The sequence below is a fragment of the Gordonia alkaliphila genome, assembly GCF_023017165.1.
GTDB lineage: Bacteria > Actinomycetota > Actinomycetes > Mycobacteriales > Mycobacteriaceae > Gordonia > Gordonia alkaliphila.
The window spans coordinates 69,652-95,785 of record NZ_JALKBW010000002.1 but is presented as its reverse complement, the minus strand read 5'-3'; the positions used below and the strand labels follow the sequence as shown (position 1 = coordinate 95,785).

21 protein-coding genes and 1 pseudogene are annotated in these 26,134 nt (G+C 63.9%); 12 read left to right on the top strand and 10 right to left on the bottom strand.

Features of this window, described 5'->3' with window-relative positions; translation table 11 throughout:
* The first annotated feature begins 1,213 nt into the window (after positions 1-1,213).
* The 7 genes from MUG78_RS17285 (at position 1,214) to MUG78_RS17255 (ending at position 7,618) form a co-directional block, all read left to right on the top strand.
* On the top strand, positions 1,214-1,603 hold the full coding sequence (locus tag MUG78_RS17285) for a hypothetical protein (RefSeq protein WP_246997428.1): 390 nt from the start codon (positions 1,214-1,216) through the stop codon (positions 1,601-1,603).
* Positions 1,604-3,253: 1,650 nt separating this feature from the next.
* Positions 3,254-3,943 carry a nucleotide-binding protein gene (locus MUG78_RS17280; RefSeq protein ID WP_246997426.1) on the top strand — a complete coding sequence of 230 codons (690 nt, stop codon included), beginning with the start codon at positions 3,254-3,256 and terminating at the stop codon, positions 3,941-3,943.
* Positions 3,943-4,842, top strand: a complete 900-nt coding sequence (locus tag MUG78_RS17275; protein ID WP_246997425.1) for a ParB/RepB/Spo0J family partition protein — start codon at positions 3,943-3,945, stop codon at positions 4,840-4,842. The genes MUG78_RS17280 and MUG78_RS17275 overlap by 1 nt, the downstream gene beginning before the upstream one ends.
* Before the next feature lie 27 nt (positions 4,843-4,869).
* Positions 4,870-5,961: an IS630 family transposase gene (locus MUG78_RS17270; RefSeq protein ID WP_246991954.1), complete on the top strand. Its 1,092-nt coding sequence runs from the start codon at positions 4,870-4,872 to the stop codon at positions 5,959-5,961.
* Positions 5,962-6,124: 163 nt separating this feature from the next.
* Entirely contained in the window at positions 6,125-6,847 is a 723-nt protein-coding gene (locus MUG78_RS17265; protein WP_246997423.1) for a site-specific integrase, read from the top strand.
* A gap of 116 nt (positions 6,848-6,963) precedes the next feature.
* A complete protein-coding gene (locus MUG78_RS17260; RefSeq protein ID WP_246997420.1) occupies positions 6,964-7,302 on the top strand; it encodes a type II toxin-antitoxin system RelE/ParE family toxin in 339 nt (112 codons plus the stop codon).
* A gap of 172 nt (positions 7,303-7,474) precedes the next feature.
* Positions 7,475-7,618, top strand: coding sequence for a hypothetical protein (locus MUG78_RS17255; protein ID WP_246997418.1), 144 nt, complete (start codon positions 7,475-7,477; stop codon positions 7,616-7,618).
* 171 nt (positions 7,619-7,789) lie between these two features.
* Here MUG78_RS17255 and MUG78_RS17250 read toward each other — a convergent pair whose 3' ends face one another.
* From MUG78_RS17250 to MUG78_RS17240, 3 genes and pseudogenes are all read right to left on the bottom strand, one after another.
* On the bottom strand, positions 7,790-8,398 hold the full coding sequence (locus MUG78_RS17250) for an HNH endonuclease family protein (protein ID WP_246997416.1): 609 nt from the start codon (positions 8,396-8,398) through the stop codon (positions 7,790-7,792).
* A 37-nt stretch (positions 8,399-8,435) separates the two neighbouring features.
* A pseudogene (locus tag MUG78_RS17245) lies at positions 8,436-9,585 on the bottom strand (IS3 family transposase).
* Positions 9,586-10,660: 1,075 nt separating this feature from the next.
* On the bottom strand, positions 10,661-11,356 hold the full coding sequence (locus tag MUG78_RS17240) for an exonuclease domain-containing protein (RefSeq protein ID WP_246997414.1): 696 nt from the start codon (positions 11,354-11,356) through the stop codon (positions 10,661-10,663).
* A gap of 192 nt (positions 11,357-11,548) precedes the next feature.
* Between MUG78_RS17240 and MUG78_RS17235 the strand changes: the two genes are divergently transcribed.
* Positions 11,549-11,938: a hypothetical protein gene (locus MUG78_RS17235; RefSeq protein WP_246997411.1), complete on the top strand. Its 390-nt coding sequence runs from the start codon at positions 11,549-11,551 to the stop codon at positions 11,936-11,938.
* An 87-nt stretch (positions 11,939-12,025) separates the two neighbouring features.
* Here the strand turns inward: MUG78_RS17235 and MUG78_RS17230 are convergent, their stop codons facing one another.
* On the bottom strand, positions 12,026-12,355 hold the full coding sequence (locus MUG78_RS17230; protein ID WP_246997409.1) for a hypothetical protein: 330 nt from the start codon (positions 12,353-12,355) through the stop codon (positions 12,026-12,028).
* 11 nt (positions 12,356-12,366) lie between these two features.
* On the bottom strand, positions 12,367-12,690 hold the full coding sequence (locus MUG78_RS17225) for a hypothetical protein (protein WP_246997407.1): 324 nt from the start codon (positions 12,688-12,690) through the stop codon (positions 12,367-12,369).
* A 204-nt stretch (positions 12,691-12,894) separates the two neighbouring features.
* Between MUG78_RS17225 and MUG78_RS17220 the strand changes: the two genes are divergently transcribed.
* From MUG78_RS17220 to MUG78_RS17210, 3 genes are all read left to right on the top strand, one after another.
* Entirely contained in the window at positions 12,895-13,443 is a 549-nt protein-coding gene (locus MUG78_RS17220) for a helix-turn-helix domain-containing protein (protein ID WP_246997405.1), read from the top strand.
* 6 nt (positions 13,444-13,449) lie between these two features.
* A complete protein-coding gene (locus MUG78_RS17215; protein WP_246997403.1) occupies positions 13,450-13,629 on the top strand; it encodes a hypothetical protein in 180 nt (59 codons plus the stop codon).
* Between the two features lie 181 nt (positions 13,630-13,810).
* Positions 13,811-14,041, top strand: coding sequence for a hypothetical protein (locus MUG78_RS17210; RefSeq protein WP_246997401.1), 231 nt, complete (start codon positions 13,811-13,813; stop codon positions 14,039-14,041).
* A 553-nt stretch (positions 14,042-14,594) separates the two neighbouring features.
* On the opposite strand, the gene MUG78_RS17205 is transcribed toward MUG78_RS17210, so the two are convergent.
* Entirely contained in the window at positions 14,595-15,131 is a 537-nt protein-coding gene (locus MUG78_RS17205; protein WP_246997399.1) for a hypothetical protein, read from the bottom strand.
* Positions 15,132-15,199: 68 nt separating this feature from the next.
* On the opposite strand from MUG78_RS17205, the gene MUG78_RS17200 reads away from it, so the two are divergent.
* Positions 15,200-15,961 (top strand): hypothetical protein, encoded by a 762-nt coding sequence (locus MUG78_RS17200; RefSeq protein ID WP_246997398.1) that lies wholly within the window; start codon positions 15,200-15,202, stop codon positions 15,959-15,961.
* 476 nt (positions 15,962-16,437) lie between these two features.
* Here the strand turns inward: MUG78_RS17200 and MUG78_RS17195 are convergent, their stop codons facing one another.
* From MUG78_RS17195 to MUG78_RS17180, 4 genes are all read right to left on the bottom strand, one after another.
* On the bottom strand, positions 16,438-20,754 hold the full coding sequence (locus MUG78_RS17195) for an FtsK/SpoIIIE domain-containing protein (protein WP_246997395.1): 4,317 nt from the start codon (positions 20,752-20,754) through the stop codon (positions 16,438-16,440).
* 3 nt (positions 20,755-20,757) lie between these two features.
* Positions 20,758-22,236, bottom strand: a complete 1,479-nt coding sequence (eccB, locus tag MUG78_RS17190; RefSeq protein ID WP_246997393.1) for a type VII secretion protein EccB — start codon at positions 22,234-22,236, stop codon at positions 20,758-20,760.
* 90 nt (positions 22,237-22,326) lie between these two features.
* Positions 22,327-24,210, bottom strand: a complete 1,884-nt coding sequence (locus MUG78_RS17185; protein ID WP_246997391.1) for an AAA family ATPase — start codon at positions 24,208-24,210, stop codon at positions 22,327-22,329.
* A gap of 43 nt (positions 24,211-24,253) precedes the next feature.
* A complete protein-coding gene (locus MUG78_RS17180; RefSeq protein WP_246997389.1) occupies positions 24,254-25,630 on the bottom strand; it encodes a hypothetical protein in 1,377 nt (458 codons plus the stop codon).
* Between the last annotated feature and the right edge of the window lie 504 nt (positions 25,631-26,134).

Genomic DNA, 26,134 nt, shown 5'->3' with positions numbered 1-26,134 from the left:
GCCCTAACTGCGCGCATCTGTGGCTCAAGCCGGCAACACCGGCTGGACGACAGGCGCTCACCGCGGCCGCTGCCGCATTGGCACAGGACCACCGACTTCCCGCTGGGGCCGTCGACGATCGGACTGGTCGAACCATCCGCGTACCCGGCAGCCTCTCCCTCAAGGCTGGGATCAAGCGGTCCCGACTGAAAGACCCCGCCACCGGCCGAGCAACCACCGCCGCGGCAGTCATCTCCAACGCCGAGGCTGCCGGATTGTCTTTGTGCACACACGCTCCGACGAGCACTGCTGGCGCCGCCCCACAGCGTCAGAGCCAGCGGCGTAGGTCCGCCTCGCCGGTGAAGCCTGACGCCCACAACCTCACCGCTCCCGCTTCGTCTGCGCGACCCTTCACCGAGACCTACGCCGACCAGCCCCGCTCCTGGCGCAAGCGCATCCCTCTCTCCGACCAGGAGTGGGCCGTCCTCTACGACAGCACGACCCCTGACAGGTCCCTCGCCGCAACGAACGCGGCCTGGGTCATCTACCGCCACGGAGTGCGTACCGGCTCCGCGATGGCCTGGTACGACAAGTTCCCCGCATTCAGCAAATTCCGTCTGCGTGACCAGCAATCCGCACGCCCCGATGAGCTCCAGGCTTGCCGCGCCCACTGGGACAGCATTGCTGCTCGCGCGGAGGCACTTAGGGACCCCCTGCCTGCCTCCGAACTCGATCTCATCGACACCGTCTGCCAGGAGCTCGCCTGGTGGAGTAACCAACCTCTACTCCAAGCCGCCGGTCTCGTTCTGGCTCAGAAGCGCTTCGCCGACGGCCGTGGAGTCAACGATCGCCCCATCGCTCGCCGAGACCTGCAGCTGTGGCTGCACCTTAGTGACGGCACTGCTTCCCGCGTCATCGGCGAGCTTGTGGACCGTGGACTGCTCCGAGTGAACAAGCCCTGGTCCGCCCAGACTCCGCGGGAGGCAGCCACCTATGACCTGGGGGTACCGGACAGCTCTTATCGGGGGGATCAGGCCCATGAGGTCACAAATAGAGAGACCCTCACCCACCCACTCTGGGGCACCCTCGGCCACACGGCCCGCCTCCTCTGGTCCCACCTCCAGACCACTGGCCCCACACCACCCACTCCCTCAGCAAGCTCTGCCACCTGCCCCCCGGCGACCGCAGCTACGGGACACTGCTCGTCCTGCACCAGCTGCAATCGGCTGGACTCGTGGCGCCCACCGGCGGACGCCGCAATCGGCAGTGGGCCCTAGCTGCCGACTCCCCCACCCTGGACGCCGCGGCAGCCGCGCTCGGCGCACTCGGTCGGGCCCAACTCCTGGCCAGCCGCCTCAACCGCGAGCGGGCCGTGTGGCACGCAGAATCCAAGCGCGAGGGCACACGGGCACGGAACGGGCTGGCACTGCTGCAAGAGCGGCTGCACGCGCGCGGACGGAAGGCTTCGAGTTCGGTGCGCGAGCCCGAGGTTCTGGACGGCAGATCCGAACTCGATCGTGCGCTGGACGACTCCCTTCCTACGAGGTACATCCGAGGCTCCAGCTGGCTCCACGCGGCGCTGCGGCCGACTCTTCGGGAGAAAGTGCCCGGAGGTGCGGGATGAGCTCTCTGGCGGCGCTCTAGGCCCCTCTGGCGTGCGGGCTTATCCAGCTAGACAATCCCCAGGGGTGATAAGTCCCCCAGTTCTGGGACCAGGGGTTCCGGATAGGCCCCGAGCTGTCTAGCTGGATAAGCGGGGAACAGCAACCGTTATTAGTGCTTGGGCAGCCAGCCGCCTTGAGTGTGGCCGGGTGGACGATGGCGCCGCCTGGAGCATTGCACATGCAATGAATTGCGGAGATCCGAAACGGGTGGGCGGCGTCTGCCCGTTGCTATCGGATAGTCCGGGGGCGATCCTGCCGGCAGGGCAGCAAGTTCAGTCCGACGATCCCAGGGGCGCGGGTGGGCCTACCGCGCGAAAAAGGAGCCCAATTCCCATTACGACACAGTGACGAAAAGTGGGGGGTGGGTAGACACGGCGGGGAAACACTCCTGCTGACCTCTGAGTCCCCTTCAAACACTTCTGGTTCGCTGTGATGAGGACGATCCTCACTAGACGCAGGGCTGACCTGCGGGACGAGAGCGCTGTCGCCGATAGCCCGCAGAGTTCCTCTCAGCTGGACTACCTGTCGCGCGGTCCGCGCAGTCGAGTTGGTAGGGCCGCGCAGGTAGTCCGCCCGAGCCCTCCGCAGATCAGACGCTGCATCCACCGATGCGGGGTGACCCGAGACTCCCACTGAACCAGGAATCGGGTGGAACCGACCGTAGACGAGTGGGTCGGACGAGCACCGTCGGGGACCGTCGTGCCCGGGGCCTGGCGCGAACTGCGTAGGCCCTGTCGGCGATGAGCTAGAAGGTGAGTCAGTCCGATGGCCGAGGCGGCCCGTCGTGGGCAGCTCATTCGAGCGTGAGCTGCGCTTCTGGCGCAGCGGGGACTGACGGGCAATCTAGGCCCGGGCCCCGGGGCCCGAGAGCCCGAAGAGTGGGCCGTACTGCTTGCTGGCCGGCCATCGGCAGCGGCCGTCGCGCCCACTATGGAGACGGAGGCTGGGTCGAGTGTGGCCAGGCAAACGGTGCAGACAGTGGGGAATGTGCGAGCGTAGGCCGGCCGGGTAGCGGAAACATGGGCTCGGGCCACACTGCCCCCGGCGAAGGCCGCCAGGGTGGAGCCCGCTCGGATTGACGTGGGAACCGAGGGGCCTCGGCCGCGGGCGGTGTCGATAGGCCCAGGGCTGCAGCGCCAGATGCCTTCGGCGATCGTGGCCGATGCGCCGGCGGGCCCCCGGCGGCGAACTGAAACGCGGGGGCTTCCGGTCGGGCGTCCCTCGCGTCCGGGATGGCCCTCGCACCTAATTGGGGCCGCCCGGCAAGCGTTCACTGTTTTCCGCGGAAAACAGTGAACGGGGAACGGGCGACGCGGCGCCTACTGTTTTCCGCGGAAAACAGTAGGCGCGAACAGCTCCGTGCAGGGCTGACACTCTCCGCGGAAACGGGACAAGGGCAAGCCGTGCGCCCCGCGGATTTGAGGCATGGGCGAGACGCGGAAAGAAAAATTGGTGAGTAAGTACGTACTCACGGGCGACCTCGTGTAGAGTTCTAGCTACCGGCCCCGCAGCGGCGGCCGGCGAGTTCCGCGGGAGGCCGTTTTCCGCGGAAAACACACCGAAGTAGTCGAGGGTGGATGCCTCGGCGAAAGCAGACGGAGGAATATCCAATGACCACCTATGTTGTGCTCAATCAGAAGGGCGGGGTCGGCAAGACCACCCTGGCCGCCAACCTCGCCGCAGTCTTTGCGTCCGCGATTGCTCCGGTAGGCGACGACGACACTGACTCGCCGGTGCTGTTGGCGTCGATCGACCCCCAGGGGAGCGCGGTGTGGTGGGCTGAGCGTGCCGCCGAGTTGCCGTTCCGGTTCAGTGCTGTCAACCAGGAGGGGATCCTTCCCCGCGTCCCGTCCCTGCCGGGGGTTGAGCACGTGTTCATCGACACGCCGGGCTGGATTGGCGACACGCAGGACTACGCCTCCGAGGGGCTCGCGGGTCGACTGCTCGATGAGGCCCTCTCGATTGCGGATATGGCGATCGTTCCCATCACCCCCGAAGCCCTGTCGTTCGATCCCACGGCGCGAACGATTCGTGACCTGCTCGAACCGCGAGGAATCCCCTTCAAGGTTGTTGTCAACCAGTGGGATCCGCGAGACGGGGACCGTGACCTGAATCAGACGCGCGACTTCGTGAACCGCTCCGGATGGCCGCTGTCGCACGCGGTCATCCGTCGCTACAAGGTCCACAGCCACGCCGCGGCTAAGGGGCAGGTTGTGACCGACTACCCCGACAACAAGGTCTCCGTCCGCGCGGTTCGCGACTTCGAGCAGCTCGCGCTCGCACTGAAGGTTGGTGCGTAATGGCGCGCCGTGGCGGCCAGGTCGACCTGGCGAGCCTTGTCGATTCGGTTGGGGCCAAGTCGGCAGTCGACCGCGGCAGGGTTGTCGACGGCCAGTTCCGTGCCGACGTGCCCGTCGCCGAGCTTGTCGCAAACCCTCGCAACCCGCGTGATTCCGTGGGAGACCTTGAGCAGCTGGCCTCGATCCGGGAAACACAGTTGCAGCCTGCGACGGTGGTGTCCCGCGACGCTTACCTCGAACTCTTTCCGGACGACGAAGGACTCCTGGGGCAAGCGGGTTGGGTAGTCATCAATGGCTGTCGGCGACTCGCGGCGTCCATCCACTTCGGCCGGCCGGGGTTGGATGTCGTTGTCCGAGATGCGCTCGCCGAGTCGCGCGACACGTTGCTCTGGGCGGCGATCAGCGAGAACCTCGATCGCACTGACTTTGATGTGATCGAAGAGGCGAAGGCGGTCGCCCAACTCGTCGACCAGATGGGGGGAGTGAACAAGGCGGCTCGACGGCTCGACCGTTCGCCTACCTGGGTCTCTCAGCGCCGGGTGTTGCTCGACCTTCACCCCAGTCTGCAGGAGAAGCTGCGCGCTGGCGATCTCGCGATCCGAAGCGCCAGGGAGCTTGCGCGCGTGCCCCAGGAAGAGCAGGTCCTGGAATGGCAGCGCGCGCAGGACGAGTCTGCGACTTCCGATGGTGATGACGGTGAGGAAGTGGCTCCCGAAGAGGGAGGAACCCCCGCGCCGCAATCGGGTAAGCCGGAGCCGACACCCGAGAAGGCCGCCCGCGCATTGAAGCGTCTCGGGGCAACCCCTGACACTCTCGCGGCCGCACTTCTGGAGGTGTTCGACAGTGACGACCTCGCCGCACTCGTGCAGCAGTTGGCTAGTGGTGTGTCTCGCAAATGATTGATCCGTTATGAGTTAGACTGGGGCATGTCCGCTCCTGCCGCAGCCTTAACCATGTCTGACCAGCATCGGGAAGTCCTCTTGCGAATCAGTCGATCGCAGGTAGCCGCTCATCGTGAAGTCGTTCGCGCCGCGGTACTCCTTGCTGCCGCCGACGGGGTGGGCAACAAGACAATCTCGACCCGGCACGGTGTCAGTGCTACGACAGTTCGATTGTGGCGCAAAGCATTCGAGAAAGAAGGGCTTGCGAACTGGGGTAAGGTCGCGCCCGGGCGCGGCCGCAAATCAACAATCCCTGCCGAGACCGTCGCCCGGATCGTCGAGTTGACCACCAAGTCCCGGCCGGCTGGCGCAACCCACTGGTCGTGCCGGTCGATGGCCACCGAGGTCGGCGTCAGTCCCGCTACCGTGCAACGCATCTGGTCTGACCTCGGACTGAAACCGCACCTGGTGAACTCGTTCAAAGTGTCCAACGATCCGAAGTTCACCGACAAGGTCATCGACGTCGTCGGACTGTATCTGAACCCTCCCGAGAAAGCCGTCGTCCTGTGCATGGATGAGAAGTCTCAGATTCAGGCGCTCGATCGCACCCAGGCCACCTTGCCGATGATCCGCGGCCGCGCCGGAACCATGACCCACGACTACAAACGCAACGGCACAACCACACTGTTCGCTGCATTAGATGTGTTGACCGGCACGGTGATCGGCCAATGCCTGCCGCGACATCGTCACGAGGAATTCCTCAAGTTCTTGACGACCATCGACCGTGAAGTCCCCACCGACCTGCAGATCCACCTGATTCTGGACAACTACAGCACCCACAAACACAAAGACGTCGCCGCCTGGCTCGCCAAACATCCGCGGTTCCACCTGCACTTCACGCCGACCTCCTCATCTTGGCTTAACCAGGTCGAACGCTGGTTCCGCGACCTCACCGACAAGAATCTGCGTCGTGGGATCTTCGGCTCCGTGCCAGACCTGATCGCCAGCATCGAAAGCTACCTCGCCGCCAGCAACGCCAATCCGAAACCGTATCTCTGGACCGCCACCGCCGAATCCATCCTCGCCAAAGTCGCCCGCGCACGAGCAACGCTCACCGAAGTAACCAATCAAAACTGAGACACACCACTAGTGCGGCAGTCGAGAGTGCGGATTAACTGACGTACCCTTCGGCTGTTTTCCGCGGAAAACAGTTACCAGTGGCACCGGGAGTCGATCTCCCGGTGCCACTGGGCTTTTGTGGAGGAGGGGCGCCGTTGGGGCGATGCTCTAAGCTCGACTCGTGCAACGATCCGCCGGGGTCGCCGCGGCCGACTCCGCCGGCGAACAGCGTCCGCATGGCGAGATGCACGTAGCCGGCACTGGCGACGGCGGGGGGCGCCGGCTCGTTCAGGAGCCGCTCATGCGTAGCGACCTCATCGCCATGGTGGACCATGCCCGTTCTGCTGCGGACAGCTGGCGCGAGCGGCTATACGAACGGCGGGACCGGGCAGTGCTGCTGATCGGCTGGTTCGGCGCGTTGACTCGGCCCCAAATTGTCGGACTATCCGAAGGCCAGGTTCGGCAACTCTCGGCAGGGCAGTGGGTCATCGGCGGCGTCGTCGACCGCAGCGGCACTCGCGACGTTGAACTCCCGAAGGGGCACCGCCCTAACATTTGCCCACGCTGTGCCTACGTGCGTTGGATGGATGTGCTCGCTAATTACGACAAGGATTCCCGACTAGGGCTCATCCGGGTCCTGGGCCGGCCGGAGGCAGAGCACACTCACGCATGCACGTCATACGCCGCATCCTCGATGGGCTCGCCCATGCCGGTGTTCAGGCTCATCAAAACCAATCAGGCGATCGCCCCGCATGCGATGAGCGCGCACACCGTCCACGAGATCATCGTGCGCAGGGCTACCGCGATCGGACTAGATGGGCGCCGGTTCGGGGCTCGATCGCTCCGGGCAGGGAACATCGCCGAAGCCCAGAGTCGGCACGGCGAGGATCCCCGCGATCGTTGATCGTGCTGCACTCCCGCATTCCGAATGCGGTGGGGGCTGTGAGCGAGGAACGGTTCGGCATGGCCAAACAGCGGCGGACTCTATGAGTGTCGGCGTCCCTGGTTAGGGTTTCGAGCATGACATCGCAGATCAGGATGTGGCACGACGTCGCCGAATTCATCGACGACTTGCCGGATAAACAGTATCGCTCAGTGAAGGCGGCACTGATCATGCTCGAAGAGGAAGGGCCCCTGCTTCGTCGTCCGCTCTGCGATCTCGTGATCGGGGGGAAGTTCTCCAACCTCAAAGAACTGCGGCCGCCAGGCACCACCATCCGAATCCTCTTCATCTTCGACCCGGATTCGACAGCGGTGCTTCTGGTTGCAGGCGACAAAAGGGGGCAGTGGACAAAGTGGTACCCGAAAGCGATGCGAGAAGCCGAACGCCGATACGACGAATGGTTGCAGGCCCGCTGAAACTGCCGGGCTGTCGGCGCGGCGGCACGTCACTTCCCGGGCGAGCCGTCGATTGAGGCGGGACGCGCCCACTCCTACGGGCAGCGGCGTGGTATACGGCCGAGACAACCTGCTCAGACCCTGCTAGCATTTCGAGTGTTCACAGAATCAGACCAGAGAGGTGGACCGCGAAATGGTTTCCCTGAGTGACCTCACCATCAGCTGGGACGATTTCCTCGACGACCGGCCGAGCACGCGTGAAGAAGACCGTGAGGTCGAGGCCCTGATCGCCGAGTTCCGTGCGCTGCCGGAGTCCGCGTACGCCGCCGCCGGCTAACGAAGCCGCGCTAACGCAGTCCGCGGGCTGCTGCAGTACGCCGCCATCCTCGGCGTCGTAGTCGCTTGCGCCGTCCAGGTAGTGCGTTGCTTGATCCTTCCAGTAGTCGTCACGTGACGGTAGGGGAGGGGTCCACCCCTCATGCGGCGAGCGACCTAGATCAAGCCCGGATCACCGGAACGATGACGCGGACGATGTGGCATCAATGCACGCGGAGAGAAACGACTGGAGTGTCGACTGCTCCGTCGGGGTAACCCACAGCTGGTACTTCGCTTTGACTCGGATCTGACGGGCGCCGTACACGCAGACGAACGCCGAGTTGTCAGGTCGCCACTGGTCGAAGGACTTATTGCCCTTAGACATGTTTGCGCTTGCACCAGCTACCAGTAGATTGTCGGGATCGTTGGCGAATGCGACACGTTGAGACTGGGACAAGTAGCGTGCGCCGGTCTTCCACGCCTGCGACAGGCTGACGACGTGGTCGATCTGGATTGACTGGCGGTCGTACGGGTATGTCGTACCGGTGTAGAGGTCGTTGACGGTGCCGGCGGCCACTGAGCACTCATCGGCATAGGTGGAGTCGAGGATCTGTTCTCGGATGATATCGGCGTCAGTTCTGCACCCATTATGGCCCAGTCGCGCGCTGTGATTGTCGGTCCACCTCGGCCCGAAATGGGCGGTGCGATCGAAGTCGCCGGTGTCCTCCGCCGGCCGCACGAGCAAGGTGGGGAGCAGATCCAACGCCTGGGTGATCTGCTCGACATCGGACTCCGCGACCATAACCGTCTCCGACGGCAGCCCGTGTGAGCCGCCCCCTTCATTCGGTCCGGACGTTCTGTGAGTCGTCGGTTTCCATTTGATGGGTGCACTGCCGAGCGTACTCGGCTGGGGTTAGGTAGCCGAGCGAGGAGTGCCGGCGGTGGTGGTTGTACTCGTCCTTCCAGTCGCCGATGATGACCTGTGCGTGCAGCAGCGAGTAGAAGCTGTTGATGTTGAGGCACTCGTCGCGGATCCGGCTGTTGAACGACTCGACGTACCCGTTGCGCCACGGCGAGCCCGGAGGGATGTAGGACAGGCCGGTGCGGGTGCCGGCCCAGTCGGCCATCGCCTCGCTGATGAACTCCGGCCCGTTGTCCGACCTGAGCACCGCCGGGGCGCCCCGGGCGGCGACGAGGTCCTCGAGGTGGGCGGTGAGTCGGTCGGCGGTAATCGAGCGCTCCACGAGGCCGCCGATGCACTCCCGGGTGTGTTCGTCGACGATCGAGCAGATCTTGATCAATCGTCCGTGCTCGTCGGCGTCGAACTGGAAGTCCACGGCCCACACCACGTTCGGCGCGTCCGCCGTCGGCGCGTCGACGGTCGAGGACCGACGCGCTTGCGTCGACGCCGCTGCGGGACCCGGAGCCCTTCGTCACGCCACAGGCGTTGGATCTTCTTGTGGTTCACCACCCACCCCTCGGCGCGGGCGTCGTGATACGCCCGCCGATACCCGTAGCGGGGATGGTCCTTCGCCCAGGCGCGCAGCCACTCCCTGAGCGCCCGATCCGGGTCCGTGACCGTGTCGCCCTTGAGCGGTCGCCGGTACGCGGAGCGGCTCAGCCCGACCAGACGGCACGCCATCCGTTCGCTCACCCGCAACTTGCGCTTGAGGTGATCGACGGCGGCGCGGCGCCTGTCCGGGCTTAGAAGTTTCCCTCAGCCAGCTCCTTGAGCGCGGCCTTCTCCAGCTCCGCTTCCGCGAGCAGACGCTTCAGGGTCGCGTTCTGCTTCTCCAACTCCTTCAGGCGCTTTGCGTCGTCGGCCTTGAGGCCGCCGTACTGGTTCCGCCACCGGTAGTACGTCTGCTCGGACACCCCCAGCTCCCGGCACACCGCCGCGACGTCCTGACCATCGGTGAGCATCCTGTCGGCCTGCCCGAGCTTACGGACGACCTGCTCCGGGGTGTGACGCTTCCTGCTGTTCGTCATGATCTGACCAGTCTCCCTGCCCGCGACCGCGGGCAACAGGACGACTCTCATAACGACTGGACCTACGAAACGGGGTCAGCCCACGTGGTCGTACACCAGCCACCCTGCCCCGCCGAACAGAACCAGTGCCGCGGCGCCCAGCGACCGCACCCGCTTCCGTCCAGCTTTCGTCGCTAACGTCATCTTCTTCATCCTGGCTCCTACCACGCATGTTGCTGTTGGATAGATCCAACACGGTGTCGCCGACAGGATTCAGTCACCGAGATGAGGTCTGGGGCGGGAATCCCCCGGCTTCAGCTGTGGGGGAGGATTCATGAAAGATGAATTCGCCAGTCATGAATGAGCGGCAGCAGGGGAGTAGCACTCGCCAGTGGGCCGTCTACGGCGTGTGTAACACCCACGGGATAGACGGCCTCATCGGTAACCGCAAACACCGGGCCACCGGAGTCGCCACTTCGAACGTTCGACGTGAACACAAGGAACCCATTACTGACGGCTCTAGTCTGTCCACAAGCGAACCCGGTACGTTGCCCTTTCCAACAGATCTTGGGGCGGTGACGAGACAGCCATTCCAGCGATACAGGCTCAGAAGAAAGCGGCTTCCCGAAAAGGGAAGACTGTCCCCCGCTGCTTAGACCCAGAGATGGCACTGGAACGAATGCCAGATCAACGTCATCGTCCGGCCGTACCGGAGTGGCAACGACCTGGATCTGCGGGCCATCCCGCACCGGAATAATCAAACGAACCGGGCCCCGCTCAGGGAAGCAATGCGCAGCGGTGAAGAAACCGCTCTGGCCGCGATCGTCGACTGCTGGCCACCCCATCGAACACTGAACGCTCAGGTCTTCGACGTAGAACCGACCTCCGGGGACCAACGCCCCCGGATACTGGAAGCCAGACGCGTCGGCAATCACCTCGATCTCGCCGGCCGAACGATCAATGCCCCCGGGAGCTCGTCCCTGCACCGCCCACACCGCAGTGCTGGTCAAAACCGCTGAGCAGAGAAGCGCTGCCACCCACACCCAGGAGTTCCCGAGACTGCCGCCGGCCGCGGTGCCGACCCATCGCCGCCAACTCATCGGCAGCATTCCTCAGCGACCGCCATGCGAAGATCGCCGAGCCGCGGCCACCCGACGCGTTCTCCGACACGGCAGCGAAGCTGCTGGTGGGCAACCGCCGCTCGCTGCTGTAAGACCATGAACTCCTCAGCTGACTGCACCGGGACCTCCCACAGAGCGGACTGGCGGCGAAGCTGCTCCAGCAGCACCCACGCAATCTGCACCGTACTGCTGGCATCGGCGTACGCGTCGTGGGCGTCGGTCAAAGCGATACCGAACGTTGACGCCACTGCCGACAGTCGGTGGCTCCCACTGCGAACAAACATCCGTGACAAGACAAGCGGGTCGATCACCGGGCCGTCGATCGAGAATCCGCCAGGGGTGTGGCGGTCCAGAATCGACAGATCGAACGGTGCGTTGTACACCACCAACGCTGCGCCGCACTGCCATGCGTGACGAATCTGGGTGCCGATAAGGTCGACCGCGGCAGCATGGTTCATGCCCTCTGCGCGGGCACGTTCATCGGTGATGCCGTGTACGCTCATCGCTCCGGGGCTGATGGGTATTCCGGGGTCGACCACACTGCTGCGGCCGGCGGCCGGCGGATTCCCAGGGGAACCGTGGACGAGTGCATACGAGACGATGTTGGCCGATCCTGGATCGGCAGAAGTGGTCTCCAAGTCGAATCCGACGACGTACTCAGGCAGCCACACGAGAATGTCCTTTCGCCAGTGACAACGGCATGAACGGCGTCGTACCTTAGCCAGAGTTCTACCAGCTGTTACCGACACAAGGACCTCCCGCCGCGCGGTCGGCAACGACGAAAAATGGATCGCTTGATTGCCAACTAGAGGCAAACAAGAGGTGCTGTGGTCTTGTCGGGGGCGGTTGTTAGCCTCGGCACCATGACCACCGCCACGTTCGAAATGCCCCCCGCCCCGGCCTCTCCTCTGGCCACACTTGCTCTCGCCGCGGACCTGGACTCGGCCGCCGAACGCGCCCGCCAGATTCGTGGCGGCAACACCGAGCCGGCCCTGGTGCAACAGATGGCCGGCACAGACGTGCCGGAGTTGATCCGAGAAGCCCTTCGCGCTCGTCAAGACCTCCCGGCCGCCTACGACGCACAACGGAACCTGACAGCCCAACTTCTCGCCGCTCGCAGCGACAGCCGGTGCGACCAGTCAGCCCGGGCCGACGTCATCGCACTACTGAACCAAGCACACCGCACCGAAGATTCACACGAAGTGAAAACACTGGTGCGGCAAGCACTGGAAGTTCTGCACGCCGCGCAGTAGCGCGAGCCCGAGGGGGGCTGGTCGACAACGCAGACGGCCCGCCAGGACCATCCTGGCGGGCCGTCCGCGGTCGGTGCGTCGCCGAACCTAGCTGTCGAGCCACCCCGAGTATTCCTCGGCGAGCGCGGTGTAGTCCTTGTCCAGAGCGTCCCGGGTGGCGTACTGGTGGATGGAGATGATTCCCTGATCGCTCAGGCGCACCAGGAAATGGCCGACGATGTCACCGCGATCCGGTACCCCGTAGGCGCTGGTGACGTCTTCGCATTCAGCGAGGATCCCGTCGATGTCGGACTCGCCGATCGTGATTCGGGCGAACACCCCCGTCGGCGACTCGGTGTCGCCGTCGAGCTCGTCGTCAGTCATGTACGTCGCGCTCAGCACGTAGGAGCGGAACAGGGCTTCCAATGCAGTGTCCATGGGGGATCCTTCTACTCGGAGGGGGAAGTGGAACGCCCGGACTCTTGAAGCCAACGCTCATGCTGAGCGTGGATCGAAGTCTGGACCTCATTCAGTTCGTCAGCGCTACCGTACTTTGTGACCCGGACGGCGCCGTCGGCCAAGCGCTGTGCGAAGTAGTGGCCGATGAGGTCCTCGGCACTGCACTCCGGTGCCGTGAACTCGGCCAGCAGCGCCGTAGCGTCCGCGGCGGTCACCTGCAAGCTCGTGTACTCCCCAGCCGGCGAATGAGGTTCTCCGTTGAAGACGGCGTACTCAAGGAAGAACCGCTCGATCGGCGTCGGGGAGCTACTCACAGCGACTGTTCCTTCCCTGGGGGGGGGGCGACCGTTCGTTGGCCTCCAGTGTAGGGGGTCGCTTAGCCGCATTTTCCGGGCGCGAACCCCGCTTGTGATCGTGCACACTGACCGCACAACCTCATAATCCCCGCTGGTGAAACACCACACCAGCACGACACGGGGAGGACTGAGGCCACACCACCCGCGGAAAAGAGCTGAATAATGGAAACTGCATCACCGGCATCCCTAAAATCGGTCACCAACCCATCGCAGGGCGCCGCCCGCCCGAACCCCGCTCCGGCGCAGATCCCCGTCGAGGTGCGCCGGCAGCGCGTCGCGGATCTGACCCGTCAGGGCCTGACCGTCGCCGAGATCGCGCTACGGCTCGGGTGCGGCAAGGGCACTGTCTCCCGAGACCGCAAGGAGCTCAATCGGAAGGTCGCAGGGCTCCCGACATCGACACAGATCAGACTCATCCGAGAACTGCTCGCCACCGAGATTCCCGTCGCCGACATCGCCCGGCAGGTCGGCGTCTCCCCGAATCAGATCCAGTCCCGATTCCCCGAGTACAAACCGCGCCCGTACACGCTGGAGGAAAAGAACCTGCTGCTCGACGAGTTCGAATGGCTCCTGGGCGGCGGAGAGTACGCAGAACGCGCAGCTTCCAGGCTCGGCATGACGTTGGCCGCGATCTGCCAATGGTATCGACGCATGGCCCGTCCCATGCCCAGGAACATCTCGACCCTGGCCCGCGAACAGCTGGCAGTGTAAAACGCCATGACCCTGACCATTTCACTTGACGGGGCCGCGCTCGAAGCGATCCGCTACTACCGGCAACTGCGCGCCGAGGACGAACAAACCCGCCAACGCGGACACAGCAACGCAGATTCGTGGCGACTGGAGGCCAGCCGAATCGAAGTTGCCAACCTGGTCGCAGACCTCGTCGACGACGAGTGACGGCTCCCTGCGCGGCTCGCTCAACGAAGCGCGCCCCCCCAACGGCGGCGGCACTGAGATGCAGGGCCAGGTAGCGCCTGGTCGTGCGTGTGAGTGGTGGTCGACATCGACGAGCCGCTAGGATCGGCACGCCCCGTGGCGATTGCCCGAGGGAAGTTCTTAGTGTGGGAGATGGTTGTCCATGGTGGCCACTGCCGGATCCGTGGTCTGGATCAGGACTCCGCTCGGTGTGGATACCGCAACGGTGATGGCAGAACGTCGGCGGGCACGTAGCGGGATAGCCGTCGTCGCCACAGCCGGCGGAGAAGTGTTCGAATACGTCCCGGATATCCATCAGGATCAGGTGTACCGATTGTTCATGGTCATCAACGACGGCAAGCAGTTCCTGGCGTACCCGATTCGGCGGTCCTGAACGCAGTCGAACGCGCCCGTAGAACTCAGGGGAGTGAAGACTAAGGCCCCGCGAACACTGATGTTCACGGGGCCCCAGCCCTTCTTCTGGATTCGATCAGCAGCTAGTGCTGAATCGGCCAGACCCCAGGCAAGCGAATCACCTGACGGTCCAGCGGAGGGTCATACGTGGGACGAGCCGGGTCATAGTCGCCGACCCTCACACTCTGACGCACCGGCTGCATAGTGGGCGGGTCGAAGACCGCCACACGCACAGCCAACGCAAGCATCACCGCAGCAACAGCAGTCGCCAAAACCGCAATCAACGTCAACACCTGCGTACTCCTTCCAGATTCCATGACGGCCCCTTTCCGTCATTCTTCATCCCGGTGGTGAGAGAGTCCCGATGGGCTCTCGCGTTACCCGGAAAATGTGTGGCTACAGACCTCTAGGAAATGCGGCCACGTGATCACTTCACCAGACCCCTCCGACAACTCAGGGGAGCGGGGCCGAGGCGCCTCGGCGGCGACCGGCGAAGCAAGGCTTGCCCGTCATGATTCCTGCGCAGTGCGGGATCAGTCGACCCATCGGGCACTATCGATGCGCCAGTACCCGTCGCTGCCCCGAACATAGCTGAGGGACCGCTGGGTGAACCGGACCTGCTTGTTGCCGCCCAACAGATCCGCAGTGGTGATCTTCGCCCCCAAGACCAAAGTCGGAGGAATCCCACCGGTGAACTGAGGCGGATCATTGGTCGGCTCGACCGTGGTGACCGACTTAAACCGCTCATGGTCCTGCTTCATGCTGCACGCCTCTGCCAGCGAGCTGGCACCCGAACCGTTCGTCTGACTGAACGTCTCCAGGAAATCGGGAGAACCGACAGCTCGCATCTCCGCCAAGTTACAGTCACCGACCGCGTCGAGCCAGCGGTCCCAAAGCATGAGAGCTCCGCTCTCAGTTAGGGTCTCGGCGGTGGCGTAGTCCGTGGAACCCTCATTGCCCTCGTCCCGGTTGAAGAGCAGCACAAGGCCCGCAACGACGATGACAACTACCGCAATTACAATGACGACGACGGCCGTCCTGTTCCGCGCAGGCGCGTCAGCGTTCACCACAGGCCACCCTTTCCCCTAAGATGAAGGTCACTGGCCGAATACTAACAGCAGGAAATGGGCCCTGACAAATGATCGTCAATGGCGTGAAATCGTGGTTTAAGGACAAAGTCCAATCCCATTACGCACAGAAGTATCTCAAAGTCGGAGAGTGGGCGCTTCGAACCAAGATCACTGTCGCCGCCATCGTAATCTGCGGCTGCATCATTCTCGTCGGCGGAGCCATTACCGCAGCCGGCAGCATTGCAAGCCCCGTGAACTCGCTGGTCGGATTCCTGAACATCCCCGGTGAACTATTCGGCGGCGCCGACCCCGGCGAGGACGCCGAGAACTGCTTCACCGACAACCAGGTCGATCCCTCATTCACCGCGCTCGTCGAGGACGTGCCAGCGCACACTCCCGTGGACGTCGCCGCCGGATGGCTCATTTACGCCGCCCCCCATCAAGGCACAAGCAGAGCCTCATCCACACTGACCTTCGACCAGTTCGAAACGGCTTGGCAGCAGGTCCAAGACGGCGCCTACACCGCGGCGCCCGCCACTACACCCCGCCGCTCAACGTCATCCGAACCCGGCAAACGGACCCGCACACCGCTCCCTGCTCCAGGCCTGGACGCAGATTCGACAGTCGAGGATGTCGTGGCCATCATCGACCCCGCAGGCAACTACAAGGACTACGTCGACCAAGCGAACGCAGCCGCGATCTACCTCCTGATCACCGACCACCTCGACGCCCCACAGAAAGTGGCCGACGACCTGATCGGCGCCACCGCCGAGGCATGCGCGAAAGAGCAATCCATCCCCACCGTTCCCCTGCTCGACTCGCCGAACTAGGCCCGAGCGCACTGTCCATCAGGGAAGGGCACGATTCAGATCCGCCCGAACACGGACCGCGCTCGTCGAGGCTCGGTTCGGCCACCACCACCCGCGCCACCCAAACGCAGAGACGGCAATCCCGTAGGGGTCGCCGCATGGAGACGACCACCACGGGAACCATTCGAGACACCACCCGCGGCGCCACCACCAGCAGCGGGGGGCCGACGTACACGATCGTCCTGGACGATGGCCGCGCACTCGACACCGAGCCGAACGCGGCAGTGAAGTACGGGATCACTAACCCCGAGTTCCGCGGGGGGTCGAACTCGTACTCACGATCCGGGCCAGCCGGGTCATCGGCGCGCGGACGGCCGACGGCCGAGAGCGCTGCGGGACAAAAGATAAGCCAACTTCACGCTCGTGCGGCGACAACATAGTAAGGGCCCCGCAACCTGGACGAATCCGAGGTGCGGGGCCCTTCGCGATGGGTGGGGTCAACCGCGGTGGCGGCCACCTTCAGGCGAGTCGTCAGCAGGCTTCGGCGCCTGCCCCCAGGGCAACACCTGCGGCATCTGAACGATCTCGACGTCGACGGGGTTGTCCGGGCGGTAGAGAATGGCCTCGCCGGGACGGCGGATACTGAACTTGATCGCTTCGACATGGTCGCCCATCCGGGGACGCAAGATCGTCTGGCTGCTGCCAGAGAGCCCCAGCAGCGGAGTCATCGAGGACTGGAACACCTTGTTCAAGCCTGCGCTGTTGCGGAACGCCTCCAGATCGATCTCCGACAGCGTCACGATGAACGACACCCCGATGTCGAACCCCCGCATAGCGTCCGTAACCACATCGAACACCGTCGAGATCACATGCTGGGAGCCCGACAGGTTGAACTGGGCAAGGTTGTCAATCAGCACGAAAATGTGCGGTCCTTCATAGAATTTGCCCGACGCAAGCTGCTCGGCGGTGAGCGTATCCAGGTCCGGCGTCCGGTTGGCGATGTAGGTGTTCAACGCCTCTCCCATCGCGTTCGCCGATGTCTCGTCGTAGGCGTAACCCCGATCTTCCATCGAGTAACCGTTAGCGCGCAGCACGTCGTACTCGGCCCGCAGCTGGAACCGCGGATCGGCGATGAAGATCTGCGCCTCGGCCGGCGAGTACGTCGACACAATCGAGTTGATGTACACGCGCAATGCGTTGGTGCGACCGGAACGGTTAGTGCCAGCGACTAGCAGATGCGACGATGGCGCCAGAACCGGCCGCAGATCCCGCCGGTTCACACCCAACGCCAATGCCTTTTCCGACTGGTGGACCGGGGTCGTGGAGAACTCCCGCCAGAAGTCGGCGAAGTCCACGACGTCGGCGACAACAGCGACGCGCGGTGCCGCCATGGTTCCTCGGCCCTCCTTGTAGGCGCGGATCCGCTGGCCAAACTCGCGGATCTGGGAGGTGAAATCGGTCGGCCAGATCGGTCGGGTGTCGTCGGATCCCGGCTCGTATCCCGTTGGTTCGATCAGCTCGGTCGTTGGAATGAGGATGCGCGCATCGAGGAAGGAGTCACGCTTCTTGTAGTACGAGGTGGTGCGGCCTGGGTAGTCGGGGTCGATCTCCGTTACGGCGAGCTTGTGGAGTCGGTTGGTGGTGGCGTCGCTGTCGCCGCCCGCGAGGTGGATGTAGCCGAAACTCGTCTTGATTCGGTACCCCAGGTCTTGGGCGGTAGCGACCAGGTGGACGCCGACCGCGGATCCCGAATTCAGGATCCGCTCGATCTGCGCCTGGAGTGTGGGGTTGCGGTCAAGGAGAGTGTCCAGCCGATCGATCACGAGGACGTAGTGGCCGTACGGGTCCTCGCGGTCTGGTACGGACTGCTTCCGCGTGAAGTACTCGGCGAAGCTGGTGGCCAGGCTAGTGGACATGGACGCCTCGCGGTGGTCAATGAGGCGCGTGGCCTCGCCGAGGAGTCGGTCAGTCAGGTCAGTATCGGATTGGGATGCGTATCCGCCGACGTTGATGAATTCCGACATGTACGACAGTCCGGCGCCGGTGGGGTCGACGATGTAGAACGACATCAGTGCTGGATCGTGGGAGATCGATGCCGAACCGATGAGGGCTGCCAGCGTTTGAGTGCGGCCGGAGCGGCCCTGCCCACTGATGCACACGTTGGACATCGCTCCGTCGAGCCGGAGAGACAAAGGCGGTCGTGCGTGTCCGTATGCATCGTCGATCAACCCGAGCGTGATCGTGGGGTCTGCGATATCGGTGATGGGCGAGACAATGAGCGTGTCGGGGTGCAAGGTTACCGGTTCACGCAGCGTCGGCTGCCACATTTGGCGCGCCGTTTCAATCTGATCGAGTTCGCGTAGCCGGGCGATCATGTGGGTGATCACCTGGTCTTGAATGGGGACCCGAGGTCGGCTGGAGTTCTGGTCGTCTTCGGTGACGTCGGCAGCTAGAAGGGAATCGAGCTGAGACAACGGGGCCTGGTCCTGATCGGACTCGAGTTCGAGGTTCTCCAGAGTGAACGGAACAAGGTCTGTGTCGAGCGGTTCAGGGGCGGGTTCAGCATCCTCTTCGATGATGACGGGTCGGTCTTGGGGGGTGTATTCGGCTTCAATATTGAATGCCATAAACGGAACCAAGTCCGAGGATCCGTACCGAATGATGGCTGCGCCAGCCTTCAGGTAATGGCCCTGCGGCGACTTCACCATCCCGAGGGAAGCACGTTCGTCTGCGGTTGCCAGTGTGACGAAGAACTGCATGTGCTTCCACAGGTCTTCGCCCATCTGCGCCGCATCCAGTGCCTGACTGAAAGGCATCAGGTGAATTCCCAGAGACCGTCCCTGCTGGCCGATGTCAAGGAGGGCTTGCCGGGCGTTGGCCGGCATGTCCTTCATCATCTGGGAGAACTTGGCATATTCATCGATGATCACCAGCAGATCCGGCAGTGGGGGGTGTTCCTGGGGGTTCTCCTTCATCAACTGCCGGTAGGCGTAGATATCCTTCGCGTTTCCGTGCTTCTCCAAGTACTGCAGGCGCCGCTGTACCTCACCTTCTAGGACCAACCCCAGACGATGAACAAGCTCCATGTCATCGTCCAAGTTGGTCACCACCTGCGTCACGTGAGGGAGGCCCCGGAATGGAGAGAAAGCCGAACCGCCCTTGAAGTCGGCCAGAATCAGGTTCAGGCGATCCGGTCCGAAAAGGGTCATCAGCGTCAAAATCCACGCGTTCAGAAGGAACGATTTTCCGGCACCGGTCTGGCCCTGGCCGGCGCCGTGCGGGAATCCGCCCTGCGCCATCTCGATCAAATCCAGATACGCGAGTTTTGGCGTCCGGATCGCCTCTTTGGGATGGGCGGCGTCTCGCACGTTGCCGATCGGGAACTTGAGATGCGAGTCATGGCGAATGGAGTTCCAGCGTTCACGGGGATCCCACTGCGAGATGTTGTCGATTCCCATCAGCTCCAGGAAACCGGGAATCTCCTCCTCCTCAGTGTCGTCGACGAGCTCGTAGCTGGCCAATGCGGTCGCGGTGTACTGACTGAGCTTCTTGGCCAGCAGTAGCGCATCCAGCACACTGACCTGATCGACCTTGGCCTGGGTGGCGCCAGTGGCCGAGACGAGGTCGCGGTCTGCGGTGATACGGAACATGTTCCGCGGATCGGTGACGAGCTGGGAGGAATGTCCTCGAAGGACCACGAAAGACACACCGTCGACACCGTCGCCGATCACTGCCGGTGCGGTCAGTTCCCGGCCGGGAGCGTCGATGAAAATGATCCACCGATTCGTCGTGATCTCGGTTTCGGCCAGGAACTTCTTCCGGGAGGCCAGATCGCTGTGGTGCGCTTGGGCGAACTCATCCAGAGAACGATAGGCGTGGCGAGCGATACCGTGGCGGTCCCGGCGACTGGGATCTTCCAGATGGGGAAGCCATTTGAGCCACGACCACTCCGAATCCTCACCGATGTCGGGGCTGATGATCCCGATCTTCAGATCGGCCGGCGAATGGTTGAATGCCAACGAGCAGATCATGGCGCGGGCCGCGGACACGATGGCCTCACCGTCGCCCTCGAAGGAATAGAACGGGGCCGACCCGAGGTTCAACGCCACCGGCATCGCCGGCATGAACGACTGAATCATCACGAAGCGACGCCACATCACCTGAGTGGTGGCTTCCAGGAGCTCAGAGACCTGCTGATTGTTCCCCAGGTCCAAGGGCGGCATCCGGCGCACGGTACCGACCCCGATCCGCGGCGCCAGATACGCCTCGTACGTGATGTGCTTGCGGTCCTCATCGTCGCCCATGAGAGCGTCGGGCACGTGGAGCCCTCCGCGTTCATTCGCATTGACCTGCCACATGATCGGGTGGTCGGCGTTGCGTGAACCGACGTAGTTGATCAACGCGTCCGGGGCCGGGAACTGGCGGGCTTGCTGGTCATGAACGAGCTCGCCTTGGTCGTGAATCGTCTCCCGAACCTCGCGTTCGGCGAGCACGAAGTTGACGCGACTCTCGTGCAGCTCACCCATGTCGACACCGCTGGCCTGGTTCATCAGCATGGGCAACATCGCGGGAATCAGGAACAGCGGCATCATCAGCATCATCGGGTTGATCTGCCCGGTGGTCTGCTTCATCTGGATGGCCATCAGCGAGACCATGCCGATCATGCCAACCATCATCAGGACGGGAAGAAGGACCGCCATAATGCTGGTCTTCTTCTTCGTCGGATGCGGGATCGGTTCGGGAATCGTTTCCGATTTCGGGGGGATCGGAGCCCCTGGCTTTCGCTGCGGAGCGATGAACACTTGCTTGGCCACGACTTACTGCCCACCCTCTCGCGGTGCCGGCTTCTGATTGGGACTGTCGAACGAACGATCGGTGTAGACCAACGCATTGGCGAACGTCAACGACTCACCCTCAGTGAGCAGCTGCGCCATCGACCACGGCATGGGAACCGGTGTGACCGACCCCAAACCCAACGCGCCCCGCGGATCCGCGTTCTGCGTTCCCGCCCCGATCGCATACCGCACCCCGTTCGGGGTGATGAACCAACTCTGCGCCCCGGCCACATCATCACGATCGCTCCCGATGATGTTCACCAACCAGTTGTCGCCGGCAGTGAGGTAGGCGTTGTCTGCACGCAACGTGGCCCCCTGCGACGGCAACAGCTCCGCGGGCTGCTGATCTTCGTTCAGCGGCAACTTCGGGGCCACCGACACCGAGAACTGCGCCGGCGTCGTACCGTCCTTCTGCCACGTCGAGCACACCGTCTTACCGGCAATGATCAACGGTGGACTGGCCGGGAAACCGCCAGTGTCGATATGGTGCACCGACTTCAACCGCGCGATCACCGACACCGGAGCGTCGGTGTACTCCTCGGCGCCGCTGTTGATCAGCAGTCGCGCGATCGTCTCGTTGATGACCTGAACGCCGTCATCAGCGACCGCATAGGTACTGACCTCATCACCGACCTGGGTCCGCAACACCGTGCCCACATCCCACTGCGAGGCCACGCTGGAGGACTGCCCCATCCGGTCCATAGTCGGGGCGGCGATCGTGGGGGCACTGGGAATGGTGTTGAGTACCGCGCGTGAGACCACCGTCGCCGCTGCCCGCTTCTCCTCAGAGATTCCCAGCGCGTTCCACACCTCGGTGTCGTCGGAGACCAACGCCCGCTTGCCGTTCCACACCAGCCAGTAGGCGTCCTTGTCCTGGTCGGTGACCGCCAACGTCGCCTCCGACCCCGACAGCTTGTGCGCCAGCGAGTTCAGTCCGGTGCCGCCGACCACCGTGGTGGTGATGTCCTTACTGCTGGCCGAGGTGAGCGAGGTCGACGGTTCCTGCGCCGAACACACCGACCACCGCGGATGGGTGCTTTTGGTGACGGACAAGGAGTCCGGCGCGAACGCGATTCCCATCGCCGGCCCCATCGGCGCCGACCGCAACTCGTTCTCGTCGACCTTTTTCGCCTCGACAGGAGAGTTCAGGATCAGACGCGCCGACGCCAAGTTCGGTACCGAATGCCAGGCGTCGTCGTACTTGACGTAGCGGCCGCCCTGTTTGGTGACGATGAAGTTCGCCGTCCCCGCTTTGCCTGACGGCAGGATGAATCCGGTGACGATTGCGGCGATGCAGAGCACGATCACGGCGATGAATCCATACCGGAAATGGGTGGCCTGCAACGACAGCGGTTCGGGGATGTCCCGGGTGTCACGGCGTCCGAAAGCGCGCGTGAGACGGTTCATCATCCAGGCTTCGCCGGAGCGTTGAACCGGGTTGGTGAGATGACGGCGTGGCAACCTGCTGTCCTTTCGGGTGGCCCTGCGAGGAGTGCGGGGAGGTCGCGGATGGTGTGCGGTGCGGGTGGTGAGTGCGGGGCGGTGCGGCTGCTACTGCCAGAGTTCCTTCATGATCGGGTCCATTGCGGCGTCGACGTCCTCGACGGTGATGGTGAGGGTGTCCTCCACGGTGAGCTGGTGGTTGGGCTGGGCCAGGATCGGGTTGAGCCGGACGTTGATGTTCTTGCGCATGGCGTCGAGTGCTTTGCGGACCATGCGGCCGTTGCCGGCGATGTCGCCGACGGTGCGGCCATCGCGGTAGGGGGCCGTCATGCCCTGGCAGCGTTCGACGAAGTGGGCGTGTGCGCCCGGGGCGAACTTCAGCTGCGGCACCCGCTTGGAAGCCATCAGGGTGGCGATCTGCCCGAGTTCGTCGGGGGTGTAGGAAACGAAGTTCAGGGTGTCGGTGAAGCGGCTACGGAACCCCGGATTGGACTCAAGGAAGGAGTCAGTTTCCTCCCGGTAGCCGGCGATGATCACCACACAGTCGGGGGTGTCCTCCATGTACTTGAGGATCGCTTCGGCCGCCTTCTTGCCGAACGCATTCGCATTCGACCCGCCGCTGCTGTCGCCCTTCTGCGTGAGCTGATACACCTCGTCAAGGAACAGCACGCCGCCGTCGGCTTCATGTAGGGCCGCCATCGTCAGCTTTTCCGCGTCGCCGAGATGGTTACCGACCAGGTCCGGGGCGGACTTCTCGACGAGCTTGTTCTCCCTGATGACGCCGTAGGCGAAGAGCACTTCAGCGAACGCTCGGGCTGTCACGGTCTTACCGGTGCCGGGAGGACCCACGAACACGAACGAGTTCCGCGAATCACCGTCGGGCACGATGCCTTGATCGCGGTAGAACTGATCCATCCGCTGCTGGGCGGCGAACTCGTGGATCTTCTTCTTCACATCGACCAAGCCGATCTGCTCGTCGATCGCCGCCAACGCCGACTCCAGCAGCGCCGCGCCCTCTTCGGAACGACGCTGATCAGTGATCTCCTTCATCGACGGCTCGCTGGACTTGTCCCAATAGGACGTGCGGGCGTCGATGGTCTCCGGCGAAGTGAAGACCAGACGCCGATTCGGATCGCTCGCATCGGCATCGAGTTCAGCGGTCGTCCCGAACTGCTTGGCGTTGGCGAACTCGCGGTCAGCCTTCTCATTCGCCCCGCGGGCGCGATGCAGCAGGCCCATGGTGTGATGGGCGGCGCGCTGCAGTACCGGGAAAGCGATCCCCCCGATCGCGGCGCCGGCGACGACGGCCAGGCGTTCCTCTGCCTGCGCGTCCTGCCCGAAGTGGGCGTACGCCATGCCGTCGATCAGATAGCCGAGGTAGCGCAGGTCGGCGTCGATGAGTTCCTGGCCGGACTCGTTGACCCGGACCGTGCGGTCGTCGGACGCGTACGACAGGCTGGCCAGCAGCTTCTCGGCCTCGGACTGGGCGTTCTGCCAGCGGCCGGTGTACCAGTACATCAGCGCGTAGACCGCACGCACCCACGGAAGGTTCGGCACGGGACTGGCGTCCAGGATCGCTGCAGCCTTGTCGAACTCGCCGAGCGTAAACGCATTGTGCGCAGCCCACGCTGCGGCCACGCGACTGGGCGAGATCATGGAGACCCGCAGGTCCAGCGGCAGCGGCCACTCAGTCCCAATCCACTCTGATGTTGTCAGTCCCTGCCGATCGAACGCGCCCTTGAAATGCGGATTGGCATTGACCACGGCCGCGAGTTCCCCGAAACTGGCCGACCGCAGATGGATGCGCTGCAGCACCTCGGGGGCCTGAGTCATGGTGGGGTCGCAACGCAGGAGCAGCCGCCACAAATCGCACTGGTTCTTGTCCAGGTTCAGTGCGCGCGTCGCCATTTCGCTGGCCGCCTGCGGACTGTCCTTGAACCCCAGGTAGTCGATCGCCTGCGTAAAAAGATCCTGGACCTGCGTATCGTTCATTTCCCCTTGCCCTTGCTGCTCATGTGATCGTTGATTAATGTGACTAACTTGATTCGCGGCCATAAATCTTCAAATTGGAGATAGCGAAACCGTCCTCGGTTTCATCCCAAGAACCCCCCAAGGAGCCGTTCTGTTTGGCGCCGCTGGCGGGCTCGGTCTGCAAAATCACCATCTTCAAAACACTGGTACTCACCGGCGGATTGAACCGCTGGGTCACACCGGCGCGAGTAGGGGTAACCGACTGCGCATACTGATCTTCTCCGACAATCCACAAGACTTCCTTGACGACACGCCACTTCGTCCAGTTGTCCACCGACGGCTCGGTGTAGTTCCACCCCGGCGTGAACTGGATCTGCGAAATCGTCACCGGCCGATCGAAACGAATCTCCATGGTGACACCATCAGAGGAGAAGTAGCGCTTACACTGCCACGCATCCTTACTCGCCGACGAGAAAGCCAAGTGTGGGTGAGTGCTACCGTTCGCACAGTCCGCACTCACATTGCCCCGGGCCACCGCAAGAACGCCGTCGGCCGCGGCACCCGTGGACTGCGACTGCACGACCTCCGGCACTGCGCCACCGGCGCGACCAGCTTCCTGCGGCTCCGCATCGTCGCCCCCGAAAATGGTGGGGACCACGAGCGTTACCACCAGCGCTACCACCACAAAACCGATGGCCCATTTCGCCAGCGGCCGCCACCCCTCCGGGATCTTCTGCCACGCCCGCGACACGCTCCCGGCGACGATCCGATACGCCGACTTCACCGCCAAGATCGCCCGCACAAACCAGGGCTTCTGGGCTGCTTGGACGTCCCCTCCGGTCTCGGTTTCCTCCTCGGCGCTGGAGCCGTCGTCGCCATCGGAGGCGGTGGTCTCATCAAGGTCGGCGAGGTCTTCGCTACGGGCATCGGCAGCAGCCGAAGACCGGCCATGCGTGCGGCGGCTGCCCCGCCCAGCGCGGCTGGCGTCGTAGGGGTCGTCGATCGGGGTGGCCGCGGCAACTTCCGGCTCGTCCGTCTCGCCGAACATCTCCTCAAGAGTGCGTTCGGCCTGCGAGCTCAGACTCGGCCGGCCCAACGTTGCAGCGTCTCCGAGATCTCCCTCCGGGGCTTCGGGCCCCAACGCCGGTACAACCTCGGGGGGCACCGGAACAGACCCCGCGTCGGAGCCGGGGAGGCTCTCGACAGGATCCTCGGCCGAGACAGGGGCCTCGATCGGCGGCGGCACCGCCGAACTGGGACGCACATCTTCCTGGGGGGATTCGGCCCCCACCTCAGCGGCAGGCATGCTGATCGGCACGGAAATCGGCTGTGCGGACTGGTCCTGGCCGAACGTTGAGGGCAAGGCGTCCTCGGCCGGTGACGTATCGGCCGGAGCTAGCGCGGCCGTGTCCACCACATCGACACGGGGCGGCACGTCCACAGCGTCGTCTGCTGCGTCAGCGGCCGCAGCAGTGTCAACTGTCTCGGCAGCTACCGAACGCTCCTCGCGGGCCTGGACCGACAGCCCGTCGACTGGAGCAGGCAACGGATCTGGAGTCGCGGGCGGGGGAGCGAACATGTCCGAGACGCGACCGCGCCCAGCGTTAGCTTGCTCGACCAGACTGACCGTGAAGTCCTCCCCAGTAGCCGCAGGTGGCGCCGCCACATGAGGAAGACCGTCGTCGATCGCAGGAACCCGGGGAGGCTGCACACTCTTGGGAATGGCCGGCGGCGCCTGCGGAAGATTCTGGGCGGCCTGAGCGATACGCCGAGGGTCCCCCAGCCCCTGCCGCGGCGACCGCCCCTGCTCCGGCGCAGACTGTTGCGCCGAGCCCACACCCGGAGCGGGCCGAGAACGCGCGGCAGCAGTCAACTCATCGAGCAGCCCCGGGTTGGCCTCGATACCGTCGATACCGCCCGCCAGGATCTGCGCCGCCAGGTCATC